The organism is Streptomyces sp. H39-C1, from assembly GCF_027158125.1.
In the GTDB taxonomy this organism is placed as follows: Bacteria; Actinomycetota; Actinomycetes; order Streptomycetales; family Streptomycetaceae; genus Actinacidiphila; species Actinacidiphila fildesensis.
The window spans coordinates 88744-111862 of record NZ_JAPVLS010000008.1; the positions used below are offsets into that span (position 1 = coordinate 88744).

Annotated in this window: 22 protein-coding genes; 6 read left to right on the top strand and 16 right to left on the bottom strand. The window is 70.8% G+C overall.

Annotated features, from left to right (window positions below):
• Positions 1-866: TerD family protein (locus O3W51_RS07860; protein ID WP_269284879.1), on the top strand; the 866-nt coding region annotated here is incomplete at its 5' end.
• Between the two features lie 61 nt (positions 867-927).
• On the opposite strand, the gene O3W51_RS07865 is transcribed toward O3W51_RS07860, so the two are convergent.
• Positions 928-2388 (bottom strand): alkaline phosphatase PhoX, encoded by a 1461-nt coding sequence (locus tag O3W51_RS07865; RefSeq protein WP_138356362.1) that lies wholly within the window; start codon positions 2386-2388, stop codon positions 928-930.
• A gap of 354 nt (positions 2389-2742) precedes the next feature.
• Positions 2743-4239 (bottom strand): hypothetical protein, encoded by a 1497-nt coding sequence (locus O3W51_RS07870; RefSeq protein ID WP_269284882.1) that lies wholly within the window; start codon positions 4237-4239, stop codon positions 2743-2745.
• A gap of 253 nt (positions 4240-4492) precedes the next feature.
• Between O3W51_RS07870 and O3W51_RS07875 the strand changes: the two genes are divergently transcribed.
• Together O3W51_RS07875 and O3W51_RS07880 are read left to right on the top strand one after the other, a co-directional pair.
• Positions 4493-6325 carry an endonuclease/exonuclease/phosphatase family protein gene (locus O3W51_RS07875; RefSeq protein WP_306664945.1) on the top strand — a complete coding sequence of 611 codons (1833 nt, stop codon included), beginning with the start codon at positions 4493-4495 and terminating at the stop codon, positions 6323-6325.
• A 164-nt stretch (positions 6326-6489) separates the two neighbouring features.
• Positions 6490-7104 carry a pyridoxamine 5'-phosphate oxidase family protein gene (locus O3W51_RS07880; RefSeq protein WP_138356360.1) on the top strand — a complete coding sequence of 205 codons (615 nt, stop codon included), beginning with the start codon at positions 6490-6492 and terminating at the stop codon, positions 7102-7104.
• A 71-nt stretch (positions 7105-7175) separates the two neighbouring features.
• Here O3W51_RS07880 and dapD read toward each other — a convergent pair whose 3' ends face one another.
• Positions 7176-8174, bottom strand: a complete 999-nt coding sequence (dapD, locus tag O3W51_RS07885) for a 2,3,4,5-tetrahydropyridine-2,6-dicarboxylate N-succinyltransferase (RefSeq protein ID WP_138356359.1) — start codon at positions 8172-8174, stop codon at positions 7176-7178.
• A gap of 106 nt (positions 8175-8280) precedes the next feature.
• Entirely contained in the window at positions 8281-9585 is a 1305-nt protein-coding gene (locus O3W51_RS07890; protein ID WP_138356358.1) for an MFS transporter, read from the bottom strand.
• A 106-nt stretch (positions 9586-9691) separates the two neighbouring features.
• On the opposite strand from O3W51_RS07890, the gene O3W51_RS07895 reads away from it, so the two are divergent.
• Positions 9692-10582 carry a winged helix-turn-helix transcriptional regulator gene (locus O3W51_RS07895; RefSeq protein ID WP_138356357.1) on the top strand — a complete coding sequence of 297 codons (891 nt, stop codon included), beginning with the start codon at positions 9692-9694 and terminating at the stop codon, positions 10580-10582.
• Between the two features lie 19 nt (positions 10583-10601).
• Here O3W51_RS07895 and O3W51_RS07900 read toward each other — a convergent pair whose 3' ends face one another.
• The 11 genes from O3W51_RS07900 to O3W51_RS07950 form a co-directional block, all read right to left on the bottom strand.
• A complete protein-coding gene (locus tag O3W51_RS07900; protein WP_138356356.1) occupies positions 10602-11234 on the bottom strand; it encodes a TetR/AcrR family transcriptional regulator in 633 nt (210 codons plus the stop codon).
• Positions 11234-11554: a DMT family transporter gene (locus O3W51_RS07905; RefSeq protein WP_138356355.1), complete on the bottom strand. Its 321-nt coding sequence runs from the start codon at positions 11552-11554 to the stop codon at positions 11234-11236. The genes O3W51_RS07900 and O3W51_RS07905 overlap by 1 nt, the downstream gene beginning before the upstream one ends.
• 61 nt (positions 11555-11615) lie before the next feature.
• Positions 11616-12938 carry a hypothetical protein gene (locus O3W51_RS07910; RefSeq protein WP_138356368.1) on the bottom strand — a complete coding sequence of 441 codons (1323 nt, stop codon included), beginning with the start codon at positions 12936-12938 and terminating at the stop codon, positions 11616-11618.
• A 230-nt stretch (positions 12939-13168) separates the two neighbouring features.
• Positions 13169-13543, bottom strand: a complete 375-nt coding sequence (locus O3W51_RS07915; RefSeq protein WP_138356354.1) for a metal-sulfur cluster assembly factor — start codon at positions 13541-13543, stop codon at positions 13169-13171.
• Positions 13540-13995, bottom strand: coding sequence for a Fe-S cluster assembly sulfur transfer protein SufU (sufU, locus tag O3W51_RS07920; RefSeq protein ID WP_138356353.1), 456 nt, complete (start codon positions 13993-13995; stop codon positions 13540-13542). The genes O3W51_RS07915 and sufU overlap by 4 nt, the downstream gene beginning before the upstream one ends.
• A gap of 10 nt (positions 13996-14005) precedes the next feature.
• Positions 14006-15262, bottom strand: coding sequence for a cysteine desulfurase (locus tag O3W51_RS07925; RefSeq protein WP_138356352.1), 1257 nt, complete (start codon positions 15260-15262; stop codon positions 14006-14008).
• On the bottom strand, positions 15259-16026 hold the full coding sequence (gene sufC / locus O3W51_RS07930) for a Fe-S cluster assembly ATPase SufC (RefSeq protein WP_138356351.1): 768 nt from the start codon (positions 16024-16026) through the stop codon (positions 15259-15261). Before sufC ends, O3W51_RS07925 begins: the two co-directional genes overlap by 4 nt.
• A gap of 7 nt (positions 16027-16033) precedes the next feature.
• Positions 16034-16372 (bottom strand): non-heme iron oxygenase ferredoxin subunit, encoded by a 339-nt coding sequence (locus O3W51_RS07935; RefSeq protein ID WP_138356350.1) that lies wholly within the window; start codon positions 16370-16372, stop codon positions 16034-16036.
• The gene (gene sufD / locus O3W51_RS07940) at positions 16372-17538 is read right to left on the bottom strand and encodes a Fe-S cluster assembly protein SufD (protein ID WP_138356349.1); all 1167 of its coding nucleotides are present in this window, start codon (positions 17536-17538) and stop codon (positions 16372-16374) included. Before sufD ends, O3W51_RS07935 begins: the two co-directional genes overlap by 1 nt.
• Positions 17539-17642: 104 nt before the next feature.
• Positions 17643-19064, bottom strand: a complete 1422-nt coding sequence (gene sufB / locus O3W51_RS07945) for a Fe-S cluster assembly protein SufB (protein WP_138356348.1) — start codon at positions 19062-19064, stop codon at positions 17643-17645.
• Positions 19061-19861: a helix-turn-helix transcriptional regulator gene (locus O3W51_RS07950; RefSeq protein ID WP_244809126.1), complete on the bottom strand. Its 801-nt coding sequence runs from the start codon at positions 19859-19861 to the stop codon at positions 19061-19063. The genes sufB and O3W51_RS07950 overlap by 4 nt, the downstream gene beginning before the upstream one ends.
• Positions 19862-20063: 202 nt before the next feature.
• On the opposite strand from O3W51_RS07950, the gene O3W51_RS07955 reads away from it, so the two are divergent.
• Together O3W51_RS07955 and O3W51_RS07960 are read left to right on the top strand one after the other, a co-directional pair.
• Positions 20064-21005, top strand: a complete 942-nt coding sequence (locus tag O3W51_RS07955) for an ABC transporter ATP-binding protein (RefSeq protein ID WP_138356347.1) — start codon at positions 20064-20066, stop codon at positions 21003-21005.
• A gap of 86 nt (positions 21006-21091) precedes the next feature.
• Positions 21092-21808 carry an ABC transporter permease gene (locus tag O3W51_RS07960; RefSeq protein ID WP_187145279.1) on the top strand — a complete coding sequence of 239 codons (717 nt, stop codon included), beginning with the start codon at positions 21092-21094 and terminating at the stop codon, positions 21806-21808.
• Between the two features lie 21 nt (positions 21809-21829).
• Here O3W51_RS07960 and O3W51_RS07965 read toward each other — a convergent pair whose 3' ends face one another.
• Positions 21830-23110 carry a glycoside hydrolase family 55 protein gene (locus O3W51_RS07965; RefSeq protein ID WP_232484795.1) on the bottom strand — a complete coding sequence of 427 codons (1281 nt, stop codon included), beginning with the start codon at positions 23108-23110 and terminating at the stop codon, positions 21830-21832.
• Positions 23111-23119 lie beyond the last annotated feature (9 nt).

Sequence of the window (23119 nt, forward strand, 5' to 3'; positions counted from 1 at the left end):
ACCGGCGCGGTGGCGCGTGGAAGGTGCGCGCGGTCGGCCAGGGGTACTCCAACGGGCTGTCCGGGATCGCCACCGACTTCGGGGTGAGCGTGGAGGAGCCCGCGACCGCCGCCCCGGCCGCCCCGCAGGCAGCCGCCCCGCAGGCACCCCCGGCTCCCCAGGCACCCGCGGCCCCGCAGGCCCCCCAGGCCCCCCAGGCCCCGCCCGCCGCCCCGCAGGGCTTCGGCCCGCCGCCCGTCATGCCGAGCTCGCCCCCGCCGCAGCCGCCGGCCGCGCCCGCCGCTCCGGCGAAGATCAACCTGGACAAGGGCCGGGTCAGCCTCACGAAGAACCAGTCCGTCTCGCTGGTCAAGGGCGGCAAGCCGCTGATGTCCTCGGTGCGGCTGGGCCTCGGCTGGGAGCCGGCCTTCGGCGGCCGGGCCATCGACCTGGACGCCTCGGTCATCGCGTACGGCCCGACCCGCAACCACATCGAGACCTGCTACTTCGGCCGGCTCAGCATCATCAACGGCGCCATCCAGCACTCCGGCGACAACCTCACCGGCGCGGGCGCGGGGGACGACGAGACGATCACCGTCCACCTCGGCGGCCTGCCGCCCGAGGTCACCGGCCTCGTCTTCACCGTCAACTCCTACTCCGGGCAGAAGTTCAACAAGGTCGCCAAGGCGTACTGCCGGCTCCTGGACGGCGCCACCGGCGAGGAGCTGGTGCGCTTCGACCTGACGAACGGCGAGGCCCGCACCGGGGCCCTGATGTGCAAGATGGTCAAGCAGTTCTCCGGCGAGTGGGAGATGACCGCCCTGGGCGACTTCATCGACTCCCGCAGCGCCAAGGGCATGGTGAAGCCGGCCGCTGCGGCGCTGTAGCGCCACAGCGGCCGGCTGGTCACCTGATCAGCAGCGTCGGCCGGTCAGCAGGTGCGGCCGGTCAGCAGTGCTTCTGCCGACGCCAGGGGCCGGTGATCGCGAGCATGATCCCCGGCTCCTGGATGTTGGCGAACAGCGTGTGTCCGTCGGGCGAGAAGGTCACCCCGGTGAACTCGCTGTACGCCGGCTCCAGGTCGGTGCCGATGTTCAGCTCGTTGCGGGCGATCGGGTAGGTCCGGCCGTCGTCCAGGGCGCCGAAGAGGTGCTGGATGCCTTCGCCGTCCTCGGCGATGACGAGGCCGCCGTAGGGCGAGACGGTGATGTTGTCCGGGCCGTCGAACGGGCCGTCGGCGCCCGGGTCGGGGTTGACGCCGAGCAGCACCTTGAGGGTCAGTGTGCGGCGCTTCGGGTCGTAGAACCAGACCGCGCCGTCGTGCGGCACGGGGCTCTCGTCACGGGCGAAGGACGAGACGATGTAGGTGCCGCCGTCGCCCCACCACATGCCCTCCAGCTTGCGGGCCCGGGTGACCTCACCGGCCGCGAACTGCTTGCGCACCGAGACGGTCTTCGCGTCGCGGTCCGGGACGTCGACCCAGTCCACGCCGTAGACCGTGCCGGTCTTCGTCGCCCGCGACAGGTCGTCGACGAACTTGCCACCGGAGTCGAAGCACTTGAACGCCTGCAGCACGCCAGCGGTGTCGCCGAGCGTGTCCAGGTGGCCGCGGCCGTGGTGGAAGCCGGCCGGCGGCGTCCAGCGGTAGAGCAGCCCGTTCGGGCCGGAGGCGTCCTCGGTGAGGTACAGGTGGCCGCGCTTGGGGTCGACGACGACCGCCTCGTGCGCGTACCGGCCCAGCGCCTTGATCGGCTTCGGGTCGAGGTTGGCCTTGCGGTGGTACGGGTCGACCTCGAAGACGTAGCCGTGGTCCTTGGTCATGCCGTTGGAGCCGGCCTTGTCCTCGGTCTCCTCGCAGGTCAGCCAGGTGCCCCAGGGAGTCGCGCCACCCGCGCAGTTGGTGGAGGTACCGGCGATGCCGACCCACTCGGCCACGTGGTCGCCGTGCTTGGCTACCTCGACGACGGTGCAGCCGCCGGCCGCCGCCGGGTCGTAGACCAGGCCCTCGATGAGCGGCACCGGGTGCGGCCAGTCGGCCCGCTTGCCGCGCAGCTCATGGTTGTTGACGAGCAGCGTCGCACCGCGCACGCCCTCGAAGGTGGCCGTGCCGTCGTGGTTCGACGGGGTGGACTCACCGGTCTCCAGCGTGGTGACGCCGGTGCGGGTGATGACCCGGTACGAGAAGCCCGCCGGCAGCCCGAGCAGGCCCTGCGGGTCCTCGACGATCGGGCCGTAGCCGAGCTCGGGCGCGTGGTGCCCGGCGGCCGCCGCCTTGGCGGCGGTCGTGGCCGGGGTGTCCGCGGCGAGCGCGCCCGGGGCGGTGGCGAGTACGTCGACGGCACCGGCCAGGGCTACACCGGCACCGGTGATCGCCGTGCGCTGAACGAAGTCTCTTCGGGTGAGCGGCACTCTGGGCTCCTTCTGTCGCGGGCTGCGGCGGTTACGCTCCTGCCCCGACAAGAACGCCGTGTGAACTGCGTCCGGCCACAGGCGGGCGACGTACGGATGAGCTCGACAACGTGACCGGACCGGCTTCCTCCGGCCCGGCGGACACCAGGCGCGACGGCGCCCCACCCCCGGTATAGCGGCGCCCGCCCCTCAGGACAACGGCGCCTCGCCGCGCGGTGGCCCAGCGGTCCGCCCCTCGGCGCAACGGCGCCTCGCCGCGCGGAACCGCGGCGCTCCGCCCCTCGGTACAACGGCGCTGCTCGGTCCAACGGGCGCCGCACCACCTGGTGCGGCGCCCGTGCGGCATCTGCCGTCTCAGCCACTCGCCTTGGAGCGGGCCTTGAACGCGGCCTTGCGGGCGGTCTTGGCGACCGCCTTGTCGGGGTGCAGCCGTCCCATCGCCTCCAGGACGTCCGACGTGGCCGGGTGGTCGACGCGCCACACCGCGTCGAAGAAGCCGTCGTGCTGGGCGACGAGGCCGGTCACGAGTTCGGCGAGCAGCTCGGGGCCGTGGTCCGAGTCGAGCTGCGCGGCCAGGGTGTCGACGGTCAGCCAGAACACCATCGCCTCGTCCGGCGCCGGCACGTCCTGCGCTCCGCGCTCGGTGAGCCACACCCGGGCCAGCCCGCCGAGCCGGCGGTCGTCGAGCACCTCGCGCAGCGCGGGTTCGGCGTCCGGGCCGAGCAGGCCGAGGGTCTGCTGGCACATCAGCCGGCGGCCGGGCGCGCCCAGGTCGTCGCCGGTGGACGCGATGAGCAGCTCGCGCGCCGCTTCGTCGGGCTTGCGGCCGTCGAGCCACAGTTCGGCCTCGGCGCGGGCCGCCTGGTCCGGGTAGTCGGTCATCGCGTCCAGGAGCACGGCCGCGGTCCGGTCGGCGAGGTCGCCGGTGGCGGGGGCGTGGGCGCCCGCGTCGAGCAGCCGGGCGCGGACGCCGAACACCCCGAGCGGGGTGAGCCGGACCAGGCCGTAGCGGGAGATCTCCTCCGGGTCGAGTTCGGCCGGCAGGGCCTCGTCGCCCGCGCTCCCGTCCTCGTCGGTCTCCTCGATGAGCGCGTCGTCGACCGGCCGGTACTCGATCAGGCCGGTGGGGGCGAGCAGCCGGAAGTGGTCGTCCAGCCGCATCATGACCTCGGTGACCTCCTCGAGGACGGCGTCCGTCGGCTCGTCCATGTCCTCGGGGACGACGAGCGAGGCCGCCAGGACGGGCAGCGGCACGGACTCGTACCCGGCCTCCTCCATCGCGCTGTACGCGTACAGGTTGGCGAGCGCCGTGTCGAGGAACTCGGCCTCCTCCTCCGGGTCCCAGTCCAGCGCGTCGAGGTCCAGGACCCCGTCGTCGTCCTGGTCGCCGCCGATGGCGGCGCGCAGCCCCTCGAAGTCCGGAGAGGCGGCCTCGGCGAGGGCGGCCTCCGCGGTGGCGAGCCAGACCTCCAGGACGTCCTGCGGCTCACCGGCGGTCAGTTGCGAGAGCGCCTCGCCGGGCAGTGCGGTGCCCGCGGGGTCGCCGGGCTCCGTGGCCTCGCCTGCGGCCTCGTCGATCTCCAGCTCGACCATGCCGGTGTCGAGGGCGATGCCCCAGGCCTGCGAGGTCTCGGCCAGGCCGTCCTGGTCGGCGGTGAGGCCGAGTTCGGCCGCCGCGCGCAGCCGGTCGTCCTCCGTCAGCTCGCCCATGACGTCGACCCGGGTGTCGGGACCGGCCCAGCGGGCCAGCCGGACCGCACGCTCGAGCAGCGGTACGGCGAGCGCGAGCCGAGCCAGCTCGTCCTCGGGAAGCAGCCGCACCGGCGGCAGGGCGAGGCGGTCAGCGTCCATGGCGGGGTTCTCCTCAACAGCGGTGGGGGGTGACAGCGCCGCGCCGGTGGGGCAGCGCGAACCCAGCCTAGACGCGTCGGCACGCGGCACGTCCGGTTCACCTTCCGGTCAAGGTTCGTTCCCTTTTCGTCCGTTGTCCGGCTCTTGACAACACACATGCCGTACAAGGAAATTGACGCGCGTAGAACTTGTACCGGAGACCGTTGATCGCACATCAGTGACGCGCTCGCCCGTATCCCTCACGGAGGCCACGTTGACCACCCCTCGCTCCATCGGCGCCATAGCCACCGCCGCGCTCGCGGCCGGACTGCTGGCCATGCCGCAGTCCGCGACCGCGAACACGACCGCCGCCGACGGCGTGCGCATTCACGACCTCCAGGGCGCCACCCGGCTGTCCCCGCTGTCCGGCCAGGCCGTGACCGCGGTGCCCGGCATCGTCACCGGTGTCCGCGCCTACGGCTCCTCCAAGGGCTTCTGGATGCAGGACCCGACACCGGACGCGGACCCGGCGACCAGCGAAGGCGTCTTCGTCTTCACCAGCTCCAACCCCACGGTGGCGGTCGGTGACTCGGTGACGGTCTCCGGCACGGTCAGCGAGTACTACCCGGGCGGCAAGACCATCGGCGACCAGTCCGTCACCGAGATCACCAAGCCGGTGGTGACCGTCGTCTCCTCCGGCAACGCGCTGCCCGCCCCGGTGGTGCTGAACAGCGCCGCCGTCCCCGCCGCGTACGCCCCGACCGGCGACGCGGCGGCCGCCAACAGCATCGAGGCGCTGCCGCTGCGGCCCGCGACGTACGCACTGGACCTGTACGAATCCCTGGAAGGGATGAACGTCCAGGTCGCCGACACCCGCGTGGTCGGCGCCACCGACCCGTACTCCGAGCTGTGGGTGACGGTCAGACCCAAGGAGAACCCGACCCCGCGCGGCGGCACCGTCTACGGCGCCTACGCGAACCAGAACTCCGGCCGGCTGCAGATCCAGTCCCTGATCCCGACCGCCCAGCAGCCCTTCCCGACCGCGAACGTCGGCGATGTGCTCACCGGCACCACCGAGGGCCCGCTGGACTTCAACCAGTTCGGCGGCTACACCCTCACCGCGCGCACCATCGGCACGGTCACCTCCGGCGGTCTGCAGCCGGAGACGACGCGCAAGCAGAAGAAGGACGAGCTGGCGGTCGCGACGTACAACGTCGAGAACCTGGACCCGTCCGACCCGCAGACCAAGTTCGACCGGCTCGCCGTCGGCGTCGTCACGCACCTCGCCTCACCCGACATCGTCGCCCTGGAGGAGATCCAGGACAACAACGGCGCCGTCAACGACGGTACGGTCGCCGCCGACCAAACGGTGAACAAGTTCATCGACGCGATCGTCGCCGCCGGCGGCCCGCGCTACCAGTGGCGCTCCATCGACCCGACGAACGGGACCGACGGCGGCGAGCCCGGCGGCAACATCCGCCAGGCGTTCCTCTACAACCCGGCGCGGGTCTCCTTCACCGACCGCCCCGGTGGCAACGCCACCACCCCCGTCTGGGTCTCCAGCATCCACGGCAAGGCCGCGCTCAGCGTCTCCCCCGGCCGGATCGCCCCCGGCGACAGCGCCTGGGCCGACAGCCGCAAGCCGCTCGCCGGTGAGTTCACCTTCCGCGGCAAGCCCGTCATCGTCATCGCCAACCACTTCGCCTCCAAGGGCGGCGACAGCCCGCTGACCAGCCGCACCCAGCCGGTGGTGCGCAGCTCCGAGACGAAGCGCCTGCAGCAGTCCGTCCAGGTCAACACCTTCGTACGGCAGATCCAGGCGGTCCAGAAGGACGCCCGGGTCGTCGTCCTCGGCGACATCAACGACTACGAGTTCTCCGCCGCCGGCCTGCGCCTCACCGAGGGCCGCGCGCTCAAGGACCTCGTCCTGACGCTGCGTCCCAGCGAGCGCTACTCGTACGTCTTCCAGGGCAACTCGCAGGTGCTGGACCACATCCTCGTCAGCCCCTCCCTCGGCTCGCCCGACTACGACGTCGTCCACATCAACTCCGAGTTCGCCGACCAGGCGAGCGACCACGACCCGCAGGTCGTCCGCGTCCGCCCGTAACGGCATGCGCCGGTAGCGGTATGAGCTCCGTTGCGGCATGAGGTCCGTAGCAGCGTGAGGTCCGGGGCGCCCGCCGGTTTCGGCGGGCGCCCCGCGCCCTCCTCGTCGAGGAGGGCTCCGGTAGCGTGTGGGTTCCTCGGTGGAACTCACAGGGGGCGTTGGAGATGCGGGAGATCACGTCGGCGGCGGAACTGCGGGAGCTGCTCGGGGAGCCGTCGCGGCGGGACGCGACGAAGGAGCGGCCGAGTCTGCACGAGCACGACAAGGCGTGGCTGGCCGCCTCGCCCTTCTGCCTGGTCGCCACCTCGGACGCGGACGGCAACTGCGATGTCTCCCCCAAGGGCGACCCCGCCGGGTTCACGCTGGTCCTCGACGACACCACGATCGCCCTCCCGGAGCGGTCGGGGAACCGCAGGGCCGACGGCTTCCACAACATCCTGGCCAACCCGCACGTCGGCCTGGTCTATCTGATCCCGGGACGCGGCGACACGCTCCGCATCAACGGCCGCGCCCGGCTGGTCCGTGACGCCGCGTTCTTCGACGACATGATCGTGAAGGGCCACCGCCCGCAGTTCGCGCTCGTCGTCGACATCGAGGAGGTCTTCCACCACTGCTCGAAGTCGCTGCTGCGCTCCGCGCTCTGGAAGCACGAGGCCTGGAACCCGGACGCGGCGCCGTCCCGGGCCCGGATCGCGAAGAGCCTGGAACGCAAGGACGAGGAGCTGGCGGACCTGGAGGCCTACTACGGCCCCCGCTACGCCGACAACATCTACCGCTGATACCGCATGCGGAACGGCCGGCCCCCGGTGGTGAAGGGGCCGGCCGTCGCGCTGTCCGCTGTTCCGGTGCGTCAGTTGTGGCTGTGCAGCAGCTCGTTGAGGCCGCCCCACGAGCCGGTGCGCTGCAGGACCTCGACCGTGCCGGTGGTGGAGTTGCGGCGGAAGAGGATGTTGTCGGCTCCGGAGAGCTCCAGGGCCTTGACGATCCGGCCGTCCGGGAGCGTCACGCGGGTGCCGGCGGTGACGTACAGGCCGGCCTCGACGATGCAGTCGTCACCGAGCGCGATGCCGATGCCGGACTCGGCGCCGAGCAGGCAGCGCTCGCCGATGGAGACGACCTCCTTGCCGCCGCCGGAGAGGGTGCCCATGATCGACGCGCCGCCGCCGATGTCGGAACCGTTGCCGATGACGACGCCCTGCGAGATCCGGCCCTCGACCATGGAGGTGCCGAGCGTTCCGGCGTTGAAGTTGCAGAAGCCCTCGTGCATGACGGTGGTGCCCGCGGCGAGGTGGGCGCCGAGGCGGACACGGTCGGCGTCGGCGATACGGACGCCGGCGGGGGTGACGTAGTCCGTCATACGCGGGAACTTGTCGACGCCGTAGACGGAGAGGTGCAGGCCCTCACCGCGGGCGGCGAGGCGCGCGGCCTCGATCCCGGCGATCGGTACCGGGCCGATGGAGGTCCAGGCGACATTGGCGAGCAGCCCGAACAGGCCTTCCAGGTTCTGCCCGTTGGGGCGCACCAGACGGTGGCTGAGCAGGTGCAGGCGCAGGTAGGCGTCGTGCGCGTCGAGCGGCTTGTCGTCGGTCGAGGCGATGACGGTACGTACGGCGACGACCTCCACCCCGCGGCGCGGGTCCGGCCCGAGCGCCTTCGGCGCGGCGGCGCCCAGCAGCTCGGCGGCGCGCTCGGCGGTCAGCCGCTCGGTGCCGGCCGGACCGGGGTCGGCGACGAGCTCGGGGGCGGGGTACCAGGTGTCCAGGACCGTGCCGTCATCGGCGATGGTGGCAAGGCCGGCGGCAACGGCGCCGGTGGAGCGGTTAACGGTCGAAGCGGTCGTGTCAGTCATGCCTCGCACGCTAGCCGCTGGTCACGCCCGATGCCCAACCGGCCCGGCATGCGGAACCGGGTTTCCGCCGGAGGCGTCGTGGCCGAGGGTGCCGGGAGGAAGGCGGTCAGGTCTGGATCTCGCTCGGGACCGGCGACGGGGACGGTGACGAGGACGGTGACGAGGACGGCGAAGGGGACGGCGACGACACGAGTGCCTTGTCCATGGACCGCCGCTCCCGCGCCCCCGCCGTCAGCACCGCCGCCCCGGCCAGCGCGGCGAGCGCGCCGCACACCGGCCAGAGCAGCCCCGGCGCCGCCGAGTACAGCGCGCCGCCGAGCGGCGGGCCCAGGACGGCGCCGCTGATCGAGGCGCCGGCGTACAGGCTCTGGAAGCGGCCCTGGAGGTGCGCGGGCGAGCTGTCGGCGACATAGGCCGAGGCGGGGGTCTTGTAGAGGATCTCGCCGCCGGTGACCAGCAGCATCATGAGCACGGCGGTCGCGATGTACGCGCCGGCGGCGAGGCCGCCGAAGCCGGCTCCGACGAGGACCAGCCCGGCGCCGATGATCTTCAGGGGCGCGCGCTTGCGCAGCCCGACGGCGGCCGGCAGTTCCAGGCAGAGGATCAGACCGCCGTTGAGGGCGAGCAGCCAGCCGTAGACGCCGGTGCCGATGCCGTGGTCGGCGAGGAAGACCGGCAGGGTCGAGTACTGCTGCCGGTAGACGGTGTCGACGACGACGATCGCGGCGAGCAGGACGAGGACGGCGGGACGGGCGCGCAGCGCCGTCCACAGCCCGGGGGCGTCCGCCGGCACGGAGGCCCGGTGGCGGCGTGCGACGTGCGCCGGCAGGACGCGGGCCGCGTAGCCGGCGAAGGCCAGGGTGCCGAGGCCGTCGGCCACGAAGAGCCAGCCGTACGAGAAGTGCGCGGCGAGCAGCGCGCCGAGCGGCGGACCCACGGTGAAGCCGGCGTTGGCCGCGAAACGGTGGACGGCGAAGCCCTGCCGCCGCGCCCCCTCGGGTACGGAGACCGCGACGAGCGCGGCGTTCGCGGCGCGGACGGTGCCGCTCGCGTACTGGCACAGCGGCAGCACCAGGATCAGGGCGGGCGTCGGCAGGACGGGCAGCGCGACGAGTCCGAGGCCGGAGACGAACGCTCCGGCGAGCATGGTGCGGCGGTGGCCGTAGTGGTCCCCGAACCAGCCGCCGGTGAAGTTGCCTGCGACCAGACCGATACCGCCCGCGCCCGCGATGAGCCCGGCCTGCGGCACGCCGAGCCCGCGCTGACCGGTCAGGTACACGAAGAGGTACACGAAGGTGAAGCTGACGAGCATGTTGACGAACGTCCCCGCGGCCAGCAGCCACACGACCTTCGGTACGTCCCGTATCGCGCCGCCCCGTATCCCGCCGCCGCCCCGCGCCCCGCTCGCCATGCCGTCTCCCCACCCGAATGAGTTCCTTATGGGAACTGACCATGGCAGGATGGGACGCCACGGTCAACGGCGTATCCGGAACGGACCGGAGGACAGGGGGTGTCGCATGGCCCGGCGAACCGACCTCGGGGACGCGAACTGTGCCATCGCCCAGGCTCTGGACGTGGTCGGCGACTGGTGGACGCTGCTGATCGTCCGGGACTGCGCCCGCGGCGTGCACCGCTTCGACGAGCTGCAGCGCGAACTCGGCATGTCCCGCAAGGTGCTCGCCGAACGGCTGAAACTGCTGGTCGACGCCGGGGTGCTGGCCCGCGAGCCCTATCAGGAACGGCCGGTCCGCCACGAGTACCGGCTGACGCCGCGCGGCCGGGCGCTGCTGCCCGTGCTGGTCGCCCTCCAGGACTGGGGCGACGCCTGGATCCTCGGGGACGGAGAGCCCCCCGTCACCACCGCCACCGCGGCCGAGGGCTCCCGCGAGGCCGGACGCGTCCACGACCTGATCGGCACCCGGGTGCCGCGACTGACCCTTCCCGGGGCGGACGGCATGGCCCACGACCCGGTCGCGGACGCCGCGTTCACCGTCCTGTACTGCTTTCCCGGCGCGTACGCCCGCCCCGAGTCCTACCCTCCGGGGTGGGCCGGCATCCCGGGCGCGACGGGCTGCACCCTCGAATCGTGCACCTACCGCGACCGCCTCGCCGATTTCACCGCGGCGGGGGCCGCGGTGCACGGCGTCAGCGGCCAGCGCCCGGACGAGCAGCGCGCCTTCGCCGCCAAGGAGCGCCTGCGCTTCCCGCTCCTCTCGGACGCGGACCTCACCCTCACCGCCGCCCTCCGCCTCCCCACCTTCCGCGCCGGCGGCACCACCCGCCTCAAACGCCTCACCCTGGTCATCGACGCCGACCGCGTCATCCGCGAGGTGATCTACCCGATCACCGACATCACCCAGAGCATCGACACCGCCCTGACCACCGTCCGCACCCACAGCCGGCCCTGACACCGCACCGACCGGAGCGTCAGCCGAGCAGGCGGCCGAACATTTCGCGGGCGTAGGCGCGGTCGTAGGTGCCTCCGGTCAGGAGGACCTGGAGGCAGATGCCGTCGATGAGGGCGATCAGGGCGCGGGCGGTGGCCGGGTCGGTGTGGGTGGCGAGGAGGGTGGTGGCCTGGTCGACCCATTCCGCCGCGATGGGGCGGACCGCCTCGCGGCGCAGGGCCGCGAGGTAGAGGTCGTAGTCCAGCTCGATCAGGGTCCGGTCGCCCGAGAGCCACACCTCCAGCAGCCGGGACAGCTCGTCCGCGACAGCGGCCGGCGTGGCCGGTTCGACCCGGGATTCCAGCCCGTCCCCCGGCCCGGCTACCGGCCCTGGGCCCGGCTCTGAGCCCGGCCCGGCCCCCGGCCCGGAACTCGGATCCGCGAAGAGCGGGCTGTCCTTGATGGACTGGGCGAAGCCCTCGTTGGCCTGGCGGAGGGCGGCGACGAGCAGGTCGTCGAGGGTCGCGAAGTGGTACGTGGTCGAGCCGAGGGGGACGTCCGCCTCGGCGGCGACCGAGCGGTGGCTGAGCCCGGCGATGCCGCGTTCGCCGACCACCCGGATCGCGGCGTCGATGATGCGGCGGCGCCGGTCGGGGTCGTAGCGGCGGGCCATCAGTGCGACCCGCCGAGGTTGAGCACGATGACGCCCGCGATCACCAGCAGCACCCCGAGGACCTTCGCGGCGTTCGCCGCCTCCCCCAGGAAGACCATCCCGATCGCCGCGATCATCGCGGTGCCGACGCCCGCCCAGATCGCGTACGCGGTCCCGACCTCGACCGTCTTCAACGTCTGCGCGAGCAGCGCGAAGGCGATGACGTAGCCGGTGACCGTGATCGCCGACGGCCACAGCCTGCTGAAGCCGTCGCTGTACTTCATCGCGGTGGTTCCGAGTATCTCGGCGATGATGGCGCCGCCCAGCATGATGTACCCCATGTGTACCAGCGTACGCAACGATGCGTACGCCCGTACACATGAGTCGGAACCGGCGGCCGGGTCAGCTCACCGTGAACCAGGTCGCGCGGGACTTCTTCCACTCCGCGTGCGTGAGGTCCTTCGCGTCGGTGCCGTCGCCGTACAGGTCGGCCGAACCGTCGTCGGTGACGAGCTGCGCGCGGGCGCCCGGCACGGTCAGGTCCGGGACGTCCACGACGGCCTCCCAGCCGCCCGCGTCGGTGGTCGGCAACTGGACCCGCTGGACCGGGGCGTGGCCCGGGACGCCGTCCCACGAGTACAGCGCGTACGGGTCGCTGTTGTCGTCGGCGGCCCAGGAGCCGGCCACGATCAGATACTGGTCGGCGGCGTTCTTGCGGATGTCGCGGATGCTGAGGCCGCCCAGGTCGAGCTCGATCGGGGCGCCGAAGACGGCCTTGGTGCCGGTGATCACCTTGTCGATGTTGGTGACCGGCACGATCAGCGCCTTGCCGCCCGGCACGTGCGGGGCCAGCGGGGCGCGGAAGCCGATGTACGCGGTGGTGGTGCTGCCGGGCGCGAACTCCAGGCCCTCGACGTTGAACCCGTCGATCTGCTTGGGCACTTCGCCCGAGGCGGCGCCGGCCGCGAAGCCGTAGTGGTCGCCGTTGGCCTTGTCCCAGGCGATCAGGTCGGCGCGCAGGTCCTTGTACTTGCCGCCCAGCGCGAGCTGGGTGCTCGCGCCCGAGCCGGTCACCGTCGTGGTGAACAGCGTGGCGCGGTCGGGCTTGATCTCGCCGTCCTTGTTGTTGCCCAGCGAGCCGGTCCAGTAGATCGTGTTGCCGACCCGGGCCGCCGCCTCGATGTCGATCTCCTTGGAGACGCCGAGCGAGGAGCTGAAGTCCCAGGTGTGCACCGGCGCCCCGGATGCGGCGCGGTCGTACAGCCGCAGCGTGTTGGACTCGTCGTCGGCCACGACGGCGTAGCCGCCGCCGACGTCCACCGCGGCCGAGGCGTCACTCGAACCGGTGAAGTAGCGGGTGTCCGCCGCGAACTGGACCGCCGGCGAGGCCGCGTAGTGCAGCGTCTTGGTCGCGGTCTTGCCGCCGAGACCGGTGACCTTCAGCGTCAGATCGGTGTAGCCGGAGCCGTGCGCGGCCACCGCGACCCGGCGGGCCCCGCCGGTCCCCGTCACCGTGACGTCGCCCGTGCCCGCGACGGCGGACTTCGAGCTGGCCGAGGCGGCCACCGTGAGCGCCGAGGCGTCGGCGCCGCTCTGCGAGACCGTCGCGGTGACCACCGGGTCGCCGGTCGCACCGACGGCACCCGACAGGTACGCGGCGGACAGCGTGATGACCGGCGTGCCGTAGCTCGCGGCGTGCGCGGGGGCGGGAGCGGCGAGGCCCATGGCGCCCAGGGCGAGAGCCGCACCCGCGGCCAGACCGGCCCTGCGGACGGACGGGGAAACGTAAGGCTGCACGAGGAGTGCCCTTCGACGTCGCTGATGTCGTGGCAAACCCTCGGGCACGGCCGACAACGAGGGACCCCCGCAGGGCATACATCCGGCGAACAACGGCGGACGGCCCGCACGCGCGAGGCGTGCGGGCCGTCCGGTGGTACCGGTGGTGCGGTGCGTGCTCAGCCGATGTTGAAGCCGAGCGCGCGCAGCTGCTCGCGACCGTCGTCGCTGATCTTGTCCGGGCCCCACGGCGGCATCCAGACCCAGTTGATCTTGAGGTCGGCGACCAGTCCGTCGGTCGCCGAACGCGCCTGGTCCTCGATGACGTCGGTCAGCGGGCAGGCCGCCGAGGTGAGCGTCATGTCCAGCGTCGCGACGTTCGAGTCGTCGACGTGGATGCCGTAGATCAGGCCCAGGTTGACGACGTCGATGCCCAGCTCGGGGTCGACGACGTCGTACAGCGCCTCGCGGACCTCCTCCTCGGAAGCCGGCTTGGTGGTGACTGCGGACACGGCCTCGGCCTCGACCTCGGCCACTTCTGCGTTGTCGGTCATGCGGACTCCCTTTCGGACAGCGCCTGTGCGGTCGCGTCCTTCCACGCCATCCAGCTCAGCAGGGCGCACTTCACGCGCGCCGGGTACTTGGAGACACCGGCGAACGCGACAGCGTCCTCCAGCACCTCTTCCATCGCGTCGTCCGGCTCCAGCTTGCCCTTGGACTGCATCAGCTCCAGGAAGACCTCCTGGACCTTCATCGCCTCGTCCAGCTCGCGCCCGACCACCAGCTCGTTCATCACCGAGGCGCTGGCCTGGCTGATCGAGCAGCCCTGGCCCTCGTAGGAGACGTCCACGATCTTCGAGCCGTCGAGCTTGACCCGCAGCGTGATCTCGTCGCCGCACGTCGGATTGACGTGGTGCACCTCGGCGTCACCGTCGCGCAGGCCACGCCCGTGCGGGTGCTTGTAGTGGTCCAGGATCACTTCCTGGTACATCGAATCCAGCTTCACCAGTCAGCCCTCACCCGAAGAAGTTCCGTACGTGCTCCAGTCCCTCGACGAGGGCGTCTACCTCCGCGGGGGTGGAGTACAGATAGAACGACGCCCGCGTGGTCGCGGGAATTCCGTAGCGCAGGCAGACCGGGCGCGCGCAGTGGTGTCCGACGCGGACCGCGATGCCCTGTTCGTCCAGTACCTGGCCCACATCGTGCGGGTGGATGTCACCCAGCACGAACGAGATCGCGGCGCCCCGGTCCTCGGCCGTCGTCGGGCCGATGATCCGCAGGTCCGGGACCTCCAGCAGGCGCTTCACCGCGTATTCGGTGATGGCGTGCTCATGGGCCTCGATCTTGTCCATACCGATCGCGGTCAGATAGTCCACGGCCGCGCCCAGCCCGACCGCCTGCGCGATCGGCGGGGTGCCGGCCTCGAACTTGTGCGGCGCCGGGGCGTACGTCGAGGAGTGCATCGAGACGGTTTCGATCATCTCGCCGCCGCCGAGGAACGGCGGCAGGTCCTCGAGCAGCTCCTGGCGGCCCCACAGCACGCCGATGCCGGTCGGGCCGCACATCTTGTGGCCGGTGAAGGCCACGAAGTCGGCGCCGAGCGCCTGCACGTCGAGCGGCATGTGCGGCGCGGCCTGCGAGGCGTCGATGAGGACCAGTGCGCCGACGTCCTGGGCACGCCGGACGATCGCGTCGACCGGGTTGATGGTGCCCATGATGTTGGAGACCAGGGTGAACGAGACGATCTTCGTCTTCTCGGTGATCACCTGGTCGATGTCGGAGAGGTCGAGCCGGCCGTCGTCGGTCAGCCCGAACCACTTCAGCTTCGCACCGGTGCGCTGCGAGAGCAGCTGCCACGGAACGATGTTGGAGTGGTGCTCCATCTCCGTGATCACTATCTCGGTCTCGCGGTCCACCCGGTAGGGCTCGTCGGCCCACCCCAGCATGTTCGCGACGAGGTTGAGTGACTCCGAGGCGTTCTTGGTGAAGATCACCTCGTCACGGCTCGGCGCGTTGATGAACGCGGCGACCTTGTCGCGCGCGCCCTCGTAGAGCGCCGTGGCCTCCTCGGCGAGCACATGCACGCCACGGTGGACGTTGGCGTTGTGCTGCTCGTAGTACGCGTTCAGCGCGTCGAGCACCTGGCGCGGCTTCTGCGAGGTCGCAGCGTTGTCCAGGTACACGATCTTCTTGCCGTCGTGGACCATGCGGTCCAGGATCGGGAAGTCCTTGCGGATCGCCTCGGTGTCGAGGAGGCCATGCAGTGGTGTCACGCGGAAGCGCCGCCCTTCGTGCTGTATGCCTCGTAGCCCTCGTTCTCCAGCTTGTCGGCCAGCTCGGCGCCGCCGGACTCGGCGATGCGGCCGTTCGAGAAGACGTGAACGAAGTCGGGCTTGATGTAGCGCAGGATGCGGGTGTAGTGGGTGATCAGCAGCGTGCCGACCTCACCGGTCTCGCGGACGCGGTTGACGCCCTCGGAGACCTGGCGCAGCGCGTCGACGTCCAGACCGGAGTCCGTCTCGTCCAGGATCGCGATCTTCGGCTTGAGAAGCTCCAGCTGGAGGATCTCGTGGCGCTTCTTCTCACCGCCGGAGAAGCCCTCGTTGACGTTGCGCTCGGCGAAGGCCGGGTCCATCTGGAGCTGCTCCATCGCGGACTTGACCTCCTTGACCCAGGTGCGGAGCTTGGGAGCTTCGCCGCGGATCGCGGTGGCCGAGGTGCGCAGGAAGTTGGAGACCGAGACTCCGGGGACCTCGACCGGGTACTGCATGGCGAGGAACAGGCCGGCGCGGGCGCGCTCGTCGACGGTCATCGCGAGGATGTCCTCGCCGTCGAGCGTGACGGTGCCACTGGTGATCGTGTACTTCGGGTGGCCGGCCACCGAGTAGGCCAGGGTGGACTTGCCGGAGCCGTTGGGGCCCATGATGGCGTGCGTCTCGCCCTGCTTCACGGTCAGGTCGACGCCGCGGAGGATCTCGCGGGGGCCGTTCTCGGCCTCGACGGAGACGTGCAGGTCGTGGATCTCAAGCGTTGCCATGGGTGCCTCAGGACTCCTGGGTGACGGAGACGAGCACGTCGTCGCCGATGATCTTTACGGGGTATACGGGTACGGGTCGCGTCGCGGGCAGCCCGGACGGCTTGCCGGTACGCAGGTCGAAGCTGGAGCCGTGCAGCCAGCACTCGATCTGGCAGTCCTCGACCTCGCCCTCCGAGAGGGAGACGTTCGCGTGCGAGCAGATGTCGTTGATCGCGAACACCTCGCCCTCGGTGCGCACCACGGACACCGGCGTACTGCCGATCTCGACGCGCTTGGGCGTGTCGTCCTCCAGCTCGCTCAGCGAGCAGGCGATGACGAAACCTTGGGCATCCTGGGCCGTGGCCATCAGACGGACGCCTCCAGCTCCGCGTCGATCTTCGCCATCAGGCGCTCTTCGAGGTCGGGCAGACCGATCTGCTGGACGAGCTCGCCGAAGAAGCCGCGCACGACCAGCCGGCGGGCCTCGATGGTCGGGATGCCGCGGGACATGAGGTAGAAGAGCTGCTCGTCGTCGAAGCGGCCGGTCGCCGAGGCGTGGCCGGCACCGGCGATCTCGCCGGTCTCGATCTCCAGGTTCGGGACCGAGTCGACCCGCGCGCCGTCCGTGAGGATCAGGTTGCGGTTGAGCTCGTAGGTGTCGGTGCCCTCGGCGGCGGCGCGGATGAGGACGTCGCCGATCCAGATCGCGTGCGCGTCCTTGCCCTGCAGCGCGCCCTTGTACGTGACGTTGCTGCGGCAGTGCGGCGTGTCGTGGTCGATGAAGAGCCGGTGCTCCTGGTGCTGGCCCTCGTCGGTGAAGTACAGGCCGAACAGTTCGGCGTCGCCGCCCGGGGCACCGTAGATGACCCGCGGGTGCAGCCGGACCAGGTCGCCGCCGAAGGTGACGATCACGGACTTGAAGCGGGCGTCGCGGCCGACCAGCGCGGTGTGCTGGGCGACATGCACCGCACTGTCGTCCCAGTCCTGGACCGAGACGACGGTGAGCTTGGCGCCGTCGCCGATCAGGTACTCGACGTTGGCGGCGAGCGTGGCGTCACCGGTGTGGTCGATGACCACGACCGCCTCGGCGAAGGCACCGATCTCGATGACCTGGTGGCCGTAGGCGGTGCCGCCCTCGCCGTGCACAGCGATCCGGACCGGCTCGGTGAGCACGAGGTCCTTGGGGATCGAGACGACCGAGGCCTTCTCGAAGGAGCTGAACGCCTGGGCCACGACCCGGTCCGCGGGCTTGCCGGCCTTGCCGACGCGGGCGTCGGTGCGGTCCACCGTCTCGACGGTGACGCCCTCGGGGGCGGTCACGTCGACCCGGAGGCCGCCGTTCGCCTTCGCGGTGCCGTCGTGCAGGCCGCGCAGCCGCTCCAGGGGAGTGAAACGCCACTCCTCCTCGCGACCGTGCGGCACCGGGAAGTCGGCCACGTCGTAGGACGGCGCGGCGCTGACCCGGGCATCGGCGGGGTGACCCACCGTGATGGCACCTTCGGTGGTGCTGCCGGCAGGGATGTTGTCAGCCATGGCTTGTCGTACTGCTCTCTTTCTGGATGAACGTCGTCGCGTCGCTGGTGGACAGGCCGTCGGACCGTACGGGTGCGCTCGCGCACCCGTACGGTGACGTCGTACTAGCCGACGGAGCCTTCCATCTGCAGCTCGATCAGGCGGTTCAGCTCCAGCGCGTACTCCATCGGCAGCTCACGCGCGATCGGCTCAACGAAGCCGCGCACGATCATCGCCATCGCCTCGAACTCCGTCATACCGCGGCTCATCAGGTAGAAGAGCTGGTCGTCGGAGACCTTGGAGACGGTCGCCTCGTGGCCCATGGAGACATCGTCCTCACGGACGTCCACGTACGGGTACGTGTCCGAGCGGGAGATCGTGTCGACGAGCAGGGCGTCACAGAGCACGTTGGACTTGGCTCCGGCCGCGCCCTCGCCGATCTCGATGAGACCGCGGTAGGAGGTACGGCCGCCGCCACGCGCCACGGACTTGGAGACGATGTTGGACGACGTGTTCGGCGCCATGTGCACCATCTTCGCGCCGGCGTCCTGGTGCTGGCCCTCGCCCGCGAAGGCGATGGACAGGGTCTCGCCCTTGGCGTGCTCGCCCATCAGGTAGACGGCCGGGTACTTCATGGTCACCTTGGAGCCGATGTTGCCGTCGACCCACTCCATCGTGGCGCCCTCGTAGGCGACCGCGCGCTTGGTGACCAGGTTGTAGACGTTGTTCGACCAATTCTGGATGGTCGTGTAGCGGCAGCGGCCGCCCTTCTTCACGATGATCTCGACCACGGCGCTGTGCAGCGAGTCCGAGGAGTAGATCGGCGCGGTGCAGCCCTCGACGTAGTGGACGTAGGCGTCCTCGTCGACGATGATCAGCGTCCGCTCGAACTGGCCCATGTTCTCCGTGTTGATACGGAAGTAGGCCTGCAGCGGGATGTCGACATGCACGCCCTTGGGGACGTAGATGAACGATCCGCCGGACCACACGGCCGAGTTCAGCGAGGCGAACTTGTTGTCGCCCACCGGGATGACGGTGCCGAAGTACTCCTGGAACATCTCCGGGTACTGCTTCAGCGCCGTGTCGGTGTCGAGGAAGATGACGCCCTGCTCCTCCAGGTCCTCACGGATCTGGTGGTAGACGACCTCGGACTCGTACTGGGCGGCGACACCGGCGACGAGACGCTGCTTCTCGGCCTCCGGGATGCCCAGCCGGTCATAGGTGTTCTTGATGTCCTCGGGCAGGTCCTCCCAGGAAGCGGCCTGCTTCTCGGTGGAGCGCACGAAATACTTGATGTTGTCGAAATCGATGCCGCTGAGGTCCGAGCCCCAGGTCGGCATGGGCTTCTTGCCGAACAGTTTCAGACCCTTGAGCCGCAGCTTCAGCATCCACTCCGGCTCGGATTTCTTCGCGGAGATGTCGCGCACGACATCCTCGTTGATTCCACGCCGGGCGTTGGTACCGGCGGCGTCCGAGTCGGACCAGCCGAACTCGTACGTGCCCAGCCCATCGAGTTCCGGGTGCGTGGTCTCCGTGGGAGCAGTCATGCGGGGTTCCTCCCGGCCGTACTGGCGGATGCGTTATTCACTGCGGTATTGGTATTCACTGCGGTACCGGCCTGCTGTTTTTGCTGGTGTTGCGGGTGCTGCGGGATGTACGTCGTGCAGACGCCGTCGCCGTGGGCGATGGTGGCCAGCCGCTGGACGTGGGTTCCCAGCACGTGGGAGAAGACCTCGGCCTCCGCCTCGCACAGCTGCGGGAACTCCTCGGCGATGTGCGCCACCGGGCAGTGGTGCTGGCACAGCTGCTCGCCGGCGGGCTCCCGCGCGCCGGAGACGGCCGACGCACTGCGGGTGGTAGCAGCGTACCCGTCCTCACTCAAGGCCTTGGCGAGCGCCTGGGTGCGCTGGGCGGGGTCCGCCGCCTCGACGGCGGCACGGTAGCGGTCCGCCTGCTTGGCGACCCGGGCCCGGGCGAACGCGGTGACCGCGGCATCGCCCGTCTCCCCGCCGCCGGCGGACTGCGCGATCCAGCGCAGCGCGTCGGCCGCGATCTGGTCGTAGGCCTGGTCGAAGGCGTCGCGCCCGCAGTCGGTGAGCGAGAAGACCTTGGCGGGGCGTCCTCGGGTGCGTGCCCCGTAGACCCGCTGCTCACGCGGCTCGACGATGTTCTCCGCGACGAGATGGTCCAGGTGGCGGCGGACGGCGGCCTGGGTGAGGCCCAGCCGCTCCGCCAGGTCGGCGGTGGTCGAAGGACCGTGGTCCAGGATCGACCGGGCGACCCGGTTGCGGGTACTCCGCTCCCCGGTCGTCTGCTCCTCCTGGGCCGCGCCGACGTTTTTCACAACTTCATTGTTGCGTAATTCATCGGGCCCCGGCAACCCATGCCGGATTCCACTCCCGGTGGAGTTCGTCACTTAGGCAAACCTAAGTTGACCTGCGGAATTACTGAATCAAGATCTTTTCCCCGCGCATTCCGTCCGGCCGCCGGGCGTCCCGCCCCGGGCGGGTTCAGGGCACCGACCGGCGCTCCTTAGACTCACAGGCATGCGAAGCGGCAGCACCAGTCAGTCACCGGCGGTCGAGATCGCCGGCCTGGTCAAGCGGTACGGCGACAAGTCCGCGGTGGACGGTCTGGACCTGACGGTGGCGGCCGGTTCGGTGACCGCCGTGCTCGGGCCGAACGGCGCGGGCAAGACCACCACCGTCGAAACCTGTGAGGGCTACCGGCGCGCCGACGCCGGGAGCGTCCGGGTGCTGGGCCTCGACCCGGCCACCGAGGGCGCCGCCCTGCGGCCGCGCATCGGAGTGATGCTGCAGTCCGGGGGCGTGTACCCGGGGGCGCGCGCCGAGGAGATGCTGCGGCACACCGCCGCGCTGCACGCCCGCCCGGTGGATCCCGCGCTGCTCATCGAGCGGCTCGGCCTGGAGTCCTGCGGCCGCACCCCGTACCGCCGGCTGTCCGGCGGCCAGCAGCAGCGGCTCGCGCTCGCCATGGCCGTCGTCGGCCGGCCGGAACTGGTCTTCCTCGACGAGCCCACCGCCGGGCTCGACCCGCAGGCCCGCCGCGCCACCTGGGATCTCGTACGGGAGCTGCGCGCCGACGGGGTCACCGTCGTCCTCACCACCCACTTCATGGACGAGGCGGAACAGCTCGCCGACCAGGTCGTGATCATCGACCACGGCCGGTCCATCGCCCACGGCACCCCCGAGGAGCTGTGCCGGGGCGGCGCCGAGAACACCCTGCGCTTCACCGGCCGCCCCGGCCTCGACCTCGTCTCGCTGCTCAAGGCGCTGCCGGACGGCACCGCGGCGGCCGAGCTGACGCAGGGCAGCTACCGGATCGAGGGCGCCGTCGATCCCCAGCTGCTCGCCACCGTCACCTCCTGGTGCGCGCAGCACGGCGTCATGCCGGACCGGCTGGCGGTCGAGCGCCGCACCCTTGAGGACGTTTTCCTGGACCTGACCGGCAAGGAGCTGCGCGCGTGACGACGGCAGAGAACACGGCGGCGGACACCGCATCCGGGGCCGGCGGAACATTCGTTCCCGACCCGGGCGCGGCGCCGCTGTCCCGCATGATCGGCGCGCAGACGGCGTTCGAGACGAAGATGCTGCTGCGCAACGGTGAGCAGCTGCTGCTGACCGTCGTGATCCCGGCACTGCTGCTCGTCCTGTTCAGCGCCGTCCCGATCGTCGACACAGGTTCCGGCAAGGCCGTCGACTTCCTGGCTCCCGGCGTCCTGGCGCTCGCCGTGATGTCCACCGCGTTCACCGGCCAGGCCATCGCGACCGGCTTCGAGCGGCGTTACGGCGTGCTGAAGCGGCTCGGCGCCTCGCCGCTGCCGCGCTGGGCGCTGATGGCCGCGAAGACCGGCTCGGTGCTGGTCACCGAGGTGCTGCAGATCGTGCTGCTGACGGCGATCGCGTTCGCGCTGGGCTGGTCGCCGCACGGAAACCCGCTCTTCGTGGTGCTGTTGCTCGTGCTGGGCACCGCCGCCTTCTCCGGGCTCGGCCTGCTGATGGCCGGCACCCTCAAGGCGGAGGCGACGCTCGCCGCCGCGAACCTCGTCTTCCTGCTGCTGCTGGTCGGCGGCGGGATCATCGTGCCGCTGGACAGGTTCCCGGGCGCGGCGCAGGACGTGCTGCGGCTGCTGCCGGTCTCCGCCCTGTCCGACGGCCTGCGCGACGTGCTGCGGGACGGCGCGGGCATGCCCTGGGGCAATCTCGCGATCCTGCTGGTGTGGGCGGTCGTGGGGCTCGGCGCGGCGGCGCGCTTCTTCAAGTGGGAGTGACGGGCCCGCCGGAAGGGCTCCTCAGCCCGGCATGATGCAGTCGACGAAGCGGGCGAACTTCTTGTCGTGCGAGCCCGCGGCGACGAACGCGTCCGCGGCGTGGTCCACGATCCGGCACATGTCGTAGCGGACGCTGGTCGGCAGCTGCGCACCGGCCGTGGGCCGGTACTGGTGGGCCCCGGAGAGCTGGCACATGTCGTACCGCACCAGCGGGCCGCTCGCGCCGATGTTGTAGCGGTGCGCGGTGAGGCCGTCCGAGTACTGCTTGTACGACTGGGACGTGTCGTCGCAGTCGTTGAAGTGGACCGTGCCGCTGTTCCACTCGCAGTCGATGACCACGACCGCGGGGTCGCGTATCTCGAAGCGGATGTCCTCGGCGTGGAAGCGCTGCACGGAGTCGAAGTGCGAGGCGCGCGGGAAACGGAAGAAGGCGCTCTCGAACCCGTACTCCGGATGGGGCGTGGGGCGGCGGCCGGTGATGATGTAGCTGCCGCTGCGGCAGGTGATCGAGCCCCCGTAGGGGAACTCCAGGAAGTTGCCCCAGTCGTAGGTGACCGTCATGTCGGTGAACCAGTAGTTGAGGAACTGGTCCTGCTGCTCGCGCTTCTCCGACCGCTTGGAGAGCCCGGAGTACAGGAACGCCTTGCGGTAGGCGCCGCCCACCCGGCAGGCCTCCCAGCGCATCTCCGAGTTGTTGTTGCTGCCGTCCAGGGCGAGGCCGTACTCCCACTCCCCCATCCACTCGCACTCGGAGAAGCGGTAGTTCTGGGCCCAGCCGGTGGAGTACGAGGAGAAGAACGAGGCGCCGGGCGTGCCCGAGGTGAAGCGCAGCCCCTCGAACGAGATGTTGCTCCACATGTTGTTGTTGCGGCACAGGTAGGCGTCCTTGGCCGACTTCGGCGCGAAGACGATCTCGCTGATCCGCATCCCGGCGCCCCGGAACCGCAGGCCGCTCGCGCGCTTGTCCGCCTTGTCGCCGGCGAGCAGCGCGCCCGGCTTCGTGACCAGGTACACCCCCGGCGGCACGTCGATCACGGTGTGCCCCACACCGCCCGAGATCCGCGACTCGGCGTACGCGTACGCGGCGGCGAAGGCCGCGCTGTCGTCCGTCTTTCCGTCGCCCTTGGCCCCGAAGTCCGCCATGACGTCCGCCACACCGGGACGGTCGGCGTTCCCCGACGCCGCCGCGGGCGCGTTCCACTCCCCGCTCGCGTATCCCGCGATGCCCGCCCCCGCGACCACCGCGGCGCCCCCGTAGAGCATTCTCCGCCGGTTGACCGAACCGCTCTTGTCGGTTGTCATATTTCCCCC

Coding starts and splice junctions, on each gene's coding strand:
- O3W51_RS07870 (WP_269284882.1), bottom strand. CDS start 4,239: ATGGACGCTGACCGCCTCGCCCTGCCGCCGGTGCGGCTGCTTCCCGAG.
- O3W51_RS07880 (WP_138356360.1), top strand. CDS start 6,490: ATGCGGGAGATCACGTCGGCGGCGGAACTGCGGGAGCTGCTCGGGGAG.
- dapD (WP_138356359.1), bottom strand. CDS start 8,174: ATGACTGACACGACCGCTTCGACCGTTAACCGCTCCACCGGCGCCGTT.
- O3W51_RS07890 (WP_138356358.1), bottom strand. CDS start 9,585: ATGGCGAGCGGGGCGCGGGGCGGCGGCGGGATACGGGGCGGCGCGATA.
- O3W51_RS07895 (WP_138356357.1), top strand. CDS start 9,692: ATGGCCCGGCGAACCGACCTCGGGGACGCGAACTGTGCCATCGCCCAG.
- O3W51_RS07900 (WP_138356356.1), bottom strand. CDS start 11,234: ATGGCCCGCCGCTACGACCCCGACCGGCGCCGCCGCATCATCGACGCC.
- O3W51_RS07905 (WP_138356355.1), bottom strand. CDS start 11,554: ATGGGGTACATCATGCTGGGCGGCGCCATCATCGCCGAGATACTCGGA.
- O3W51_RS07910 (WP_138356368.1), bottom strand. CDS start 12,938: ATGGGCCTCGCCGCTCCCGCCCCCGCGCACGCCGCGAGCTACGGCACG.
- O3W51_RS07915 (WP_138356354.1), bottom strand. CDS start 13,543: ATGACCGACAACGCAGAAGTGGCCGAGGTCGAGGCCGAGGCCGTGTCC.
- sufC (WP_138356351.1), bottom strand. CDS start 16,026: ATGGCAACGCTTGAGATCCACGACCTGCACGTCTCCGTCGAGGCCGAG.
- O3W51_RS07935 (WP_138356350.1), bottom strand. CDS start 16,372: ATGGCCACGGCCCAGGATGCCCAAGGTTTCGTCATCGCCTGCTCGCTG.
- sufD (WP_138356349.1), bottom strand. CDS start 17,538: ATGGCTGACAACATCCCTGCCGGCAGCACCACCGAAGGTGCCATCACG.
- sufB (WP_138356348.1), bottom strand. CDS start 19,064: ATGACTGCTCCCACGGAGACCACGCACCCGGAACTCGATGGGCTGGGC.
- O3W51_RS07955 (WP_138356347.1), top strand. CDS start 20,064: ATGCGAAGCGGCAGCACCAGTCAGTCACCGGCGGTCGAGATCGCCGGC.
- O3W51_RS07960 (WP_187145279.1), top strand. CDS start 21,092: ATGATCGGCGCGCAGACGGCGTTCGAGACGAAGATGCTGCTGCGCAAC.
- O3W51_RS07965 (WP_232484795.1), bottom strand. CDS start 23,110: ATGACAACCGACAAGAGCGGTTCGGTCAACCGGCGGAGAATGCTCTAC.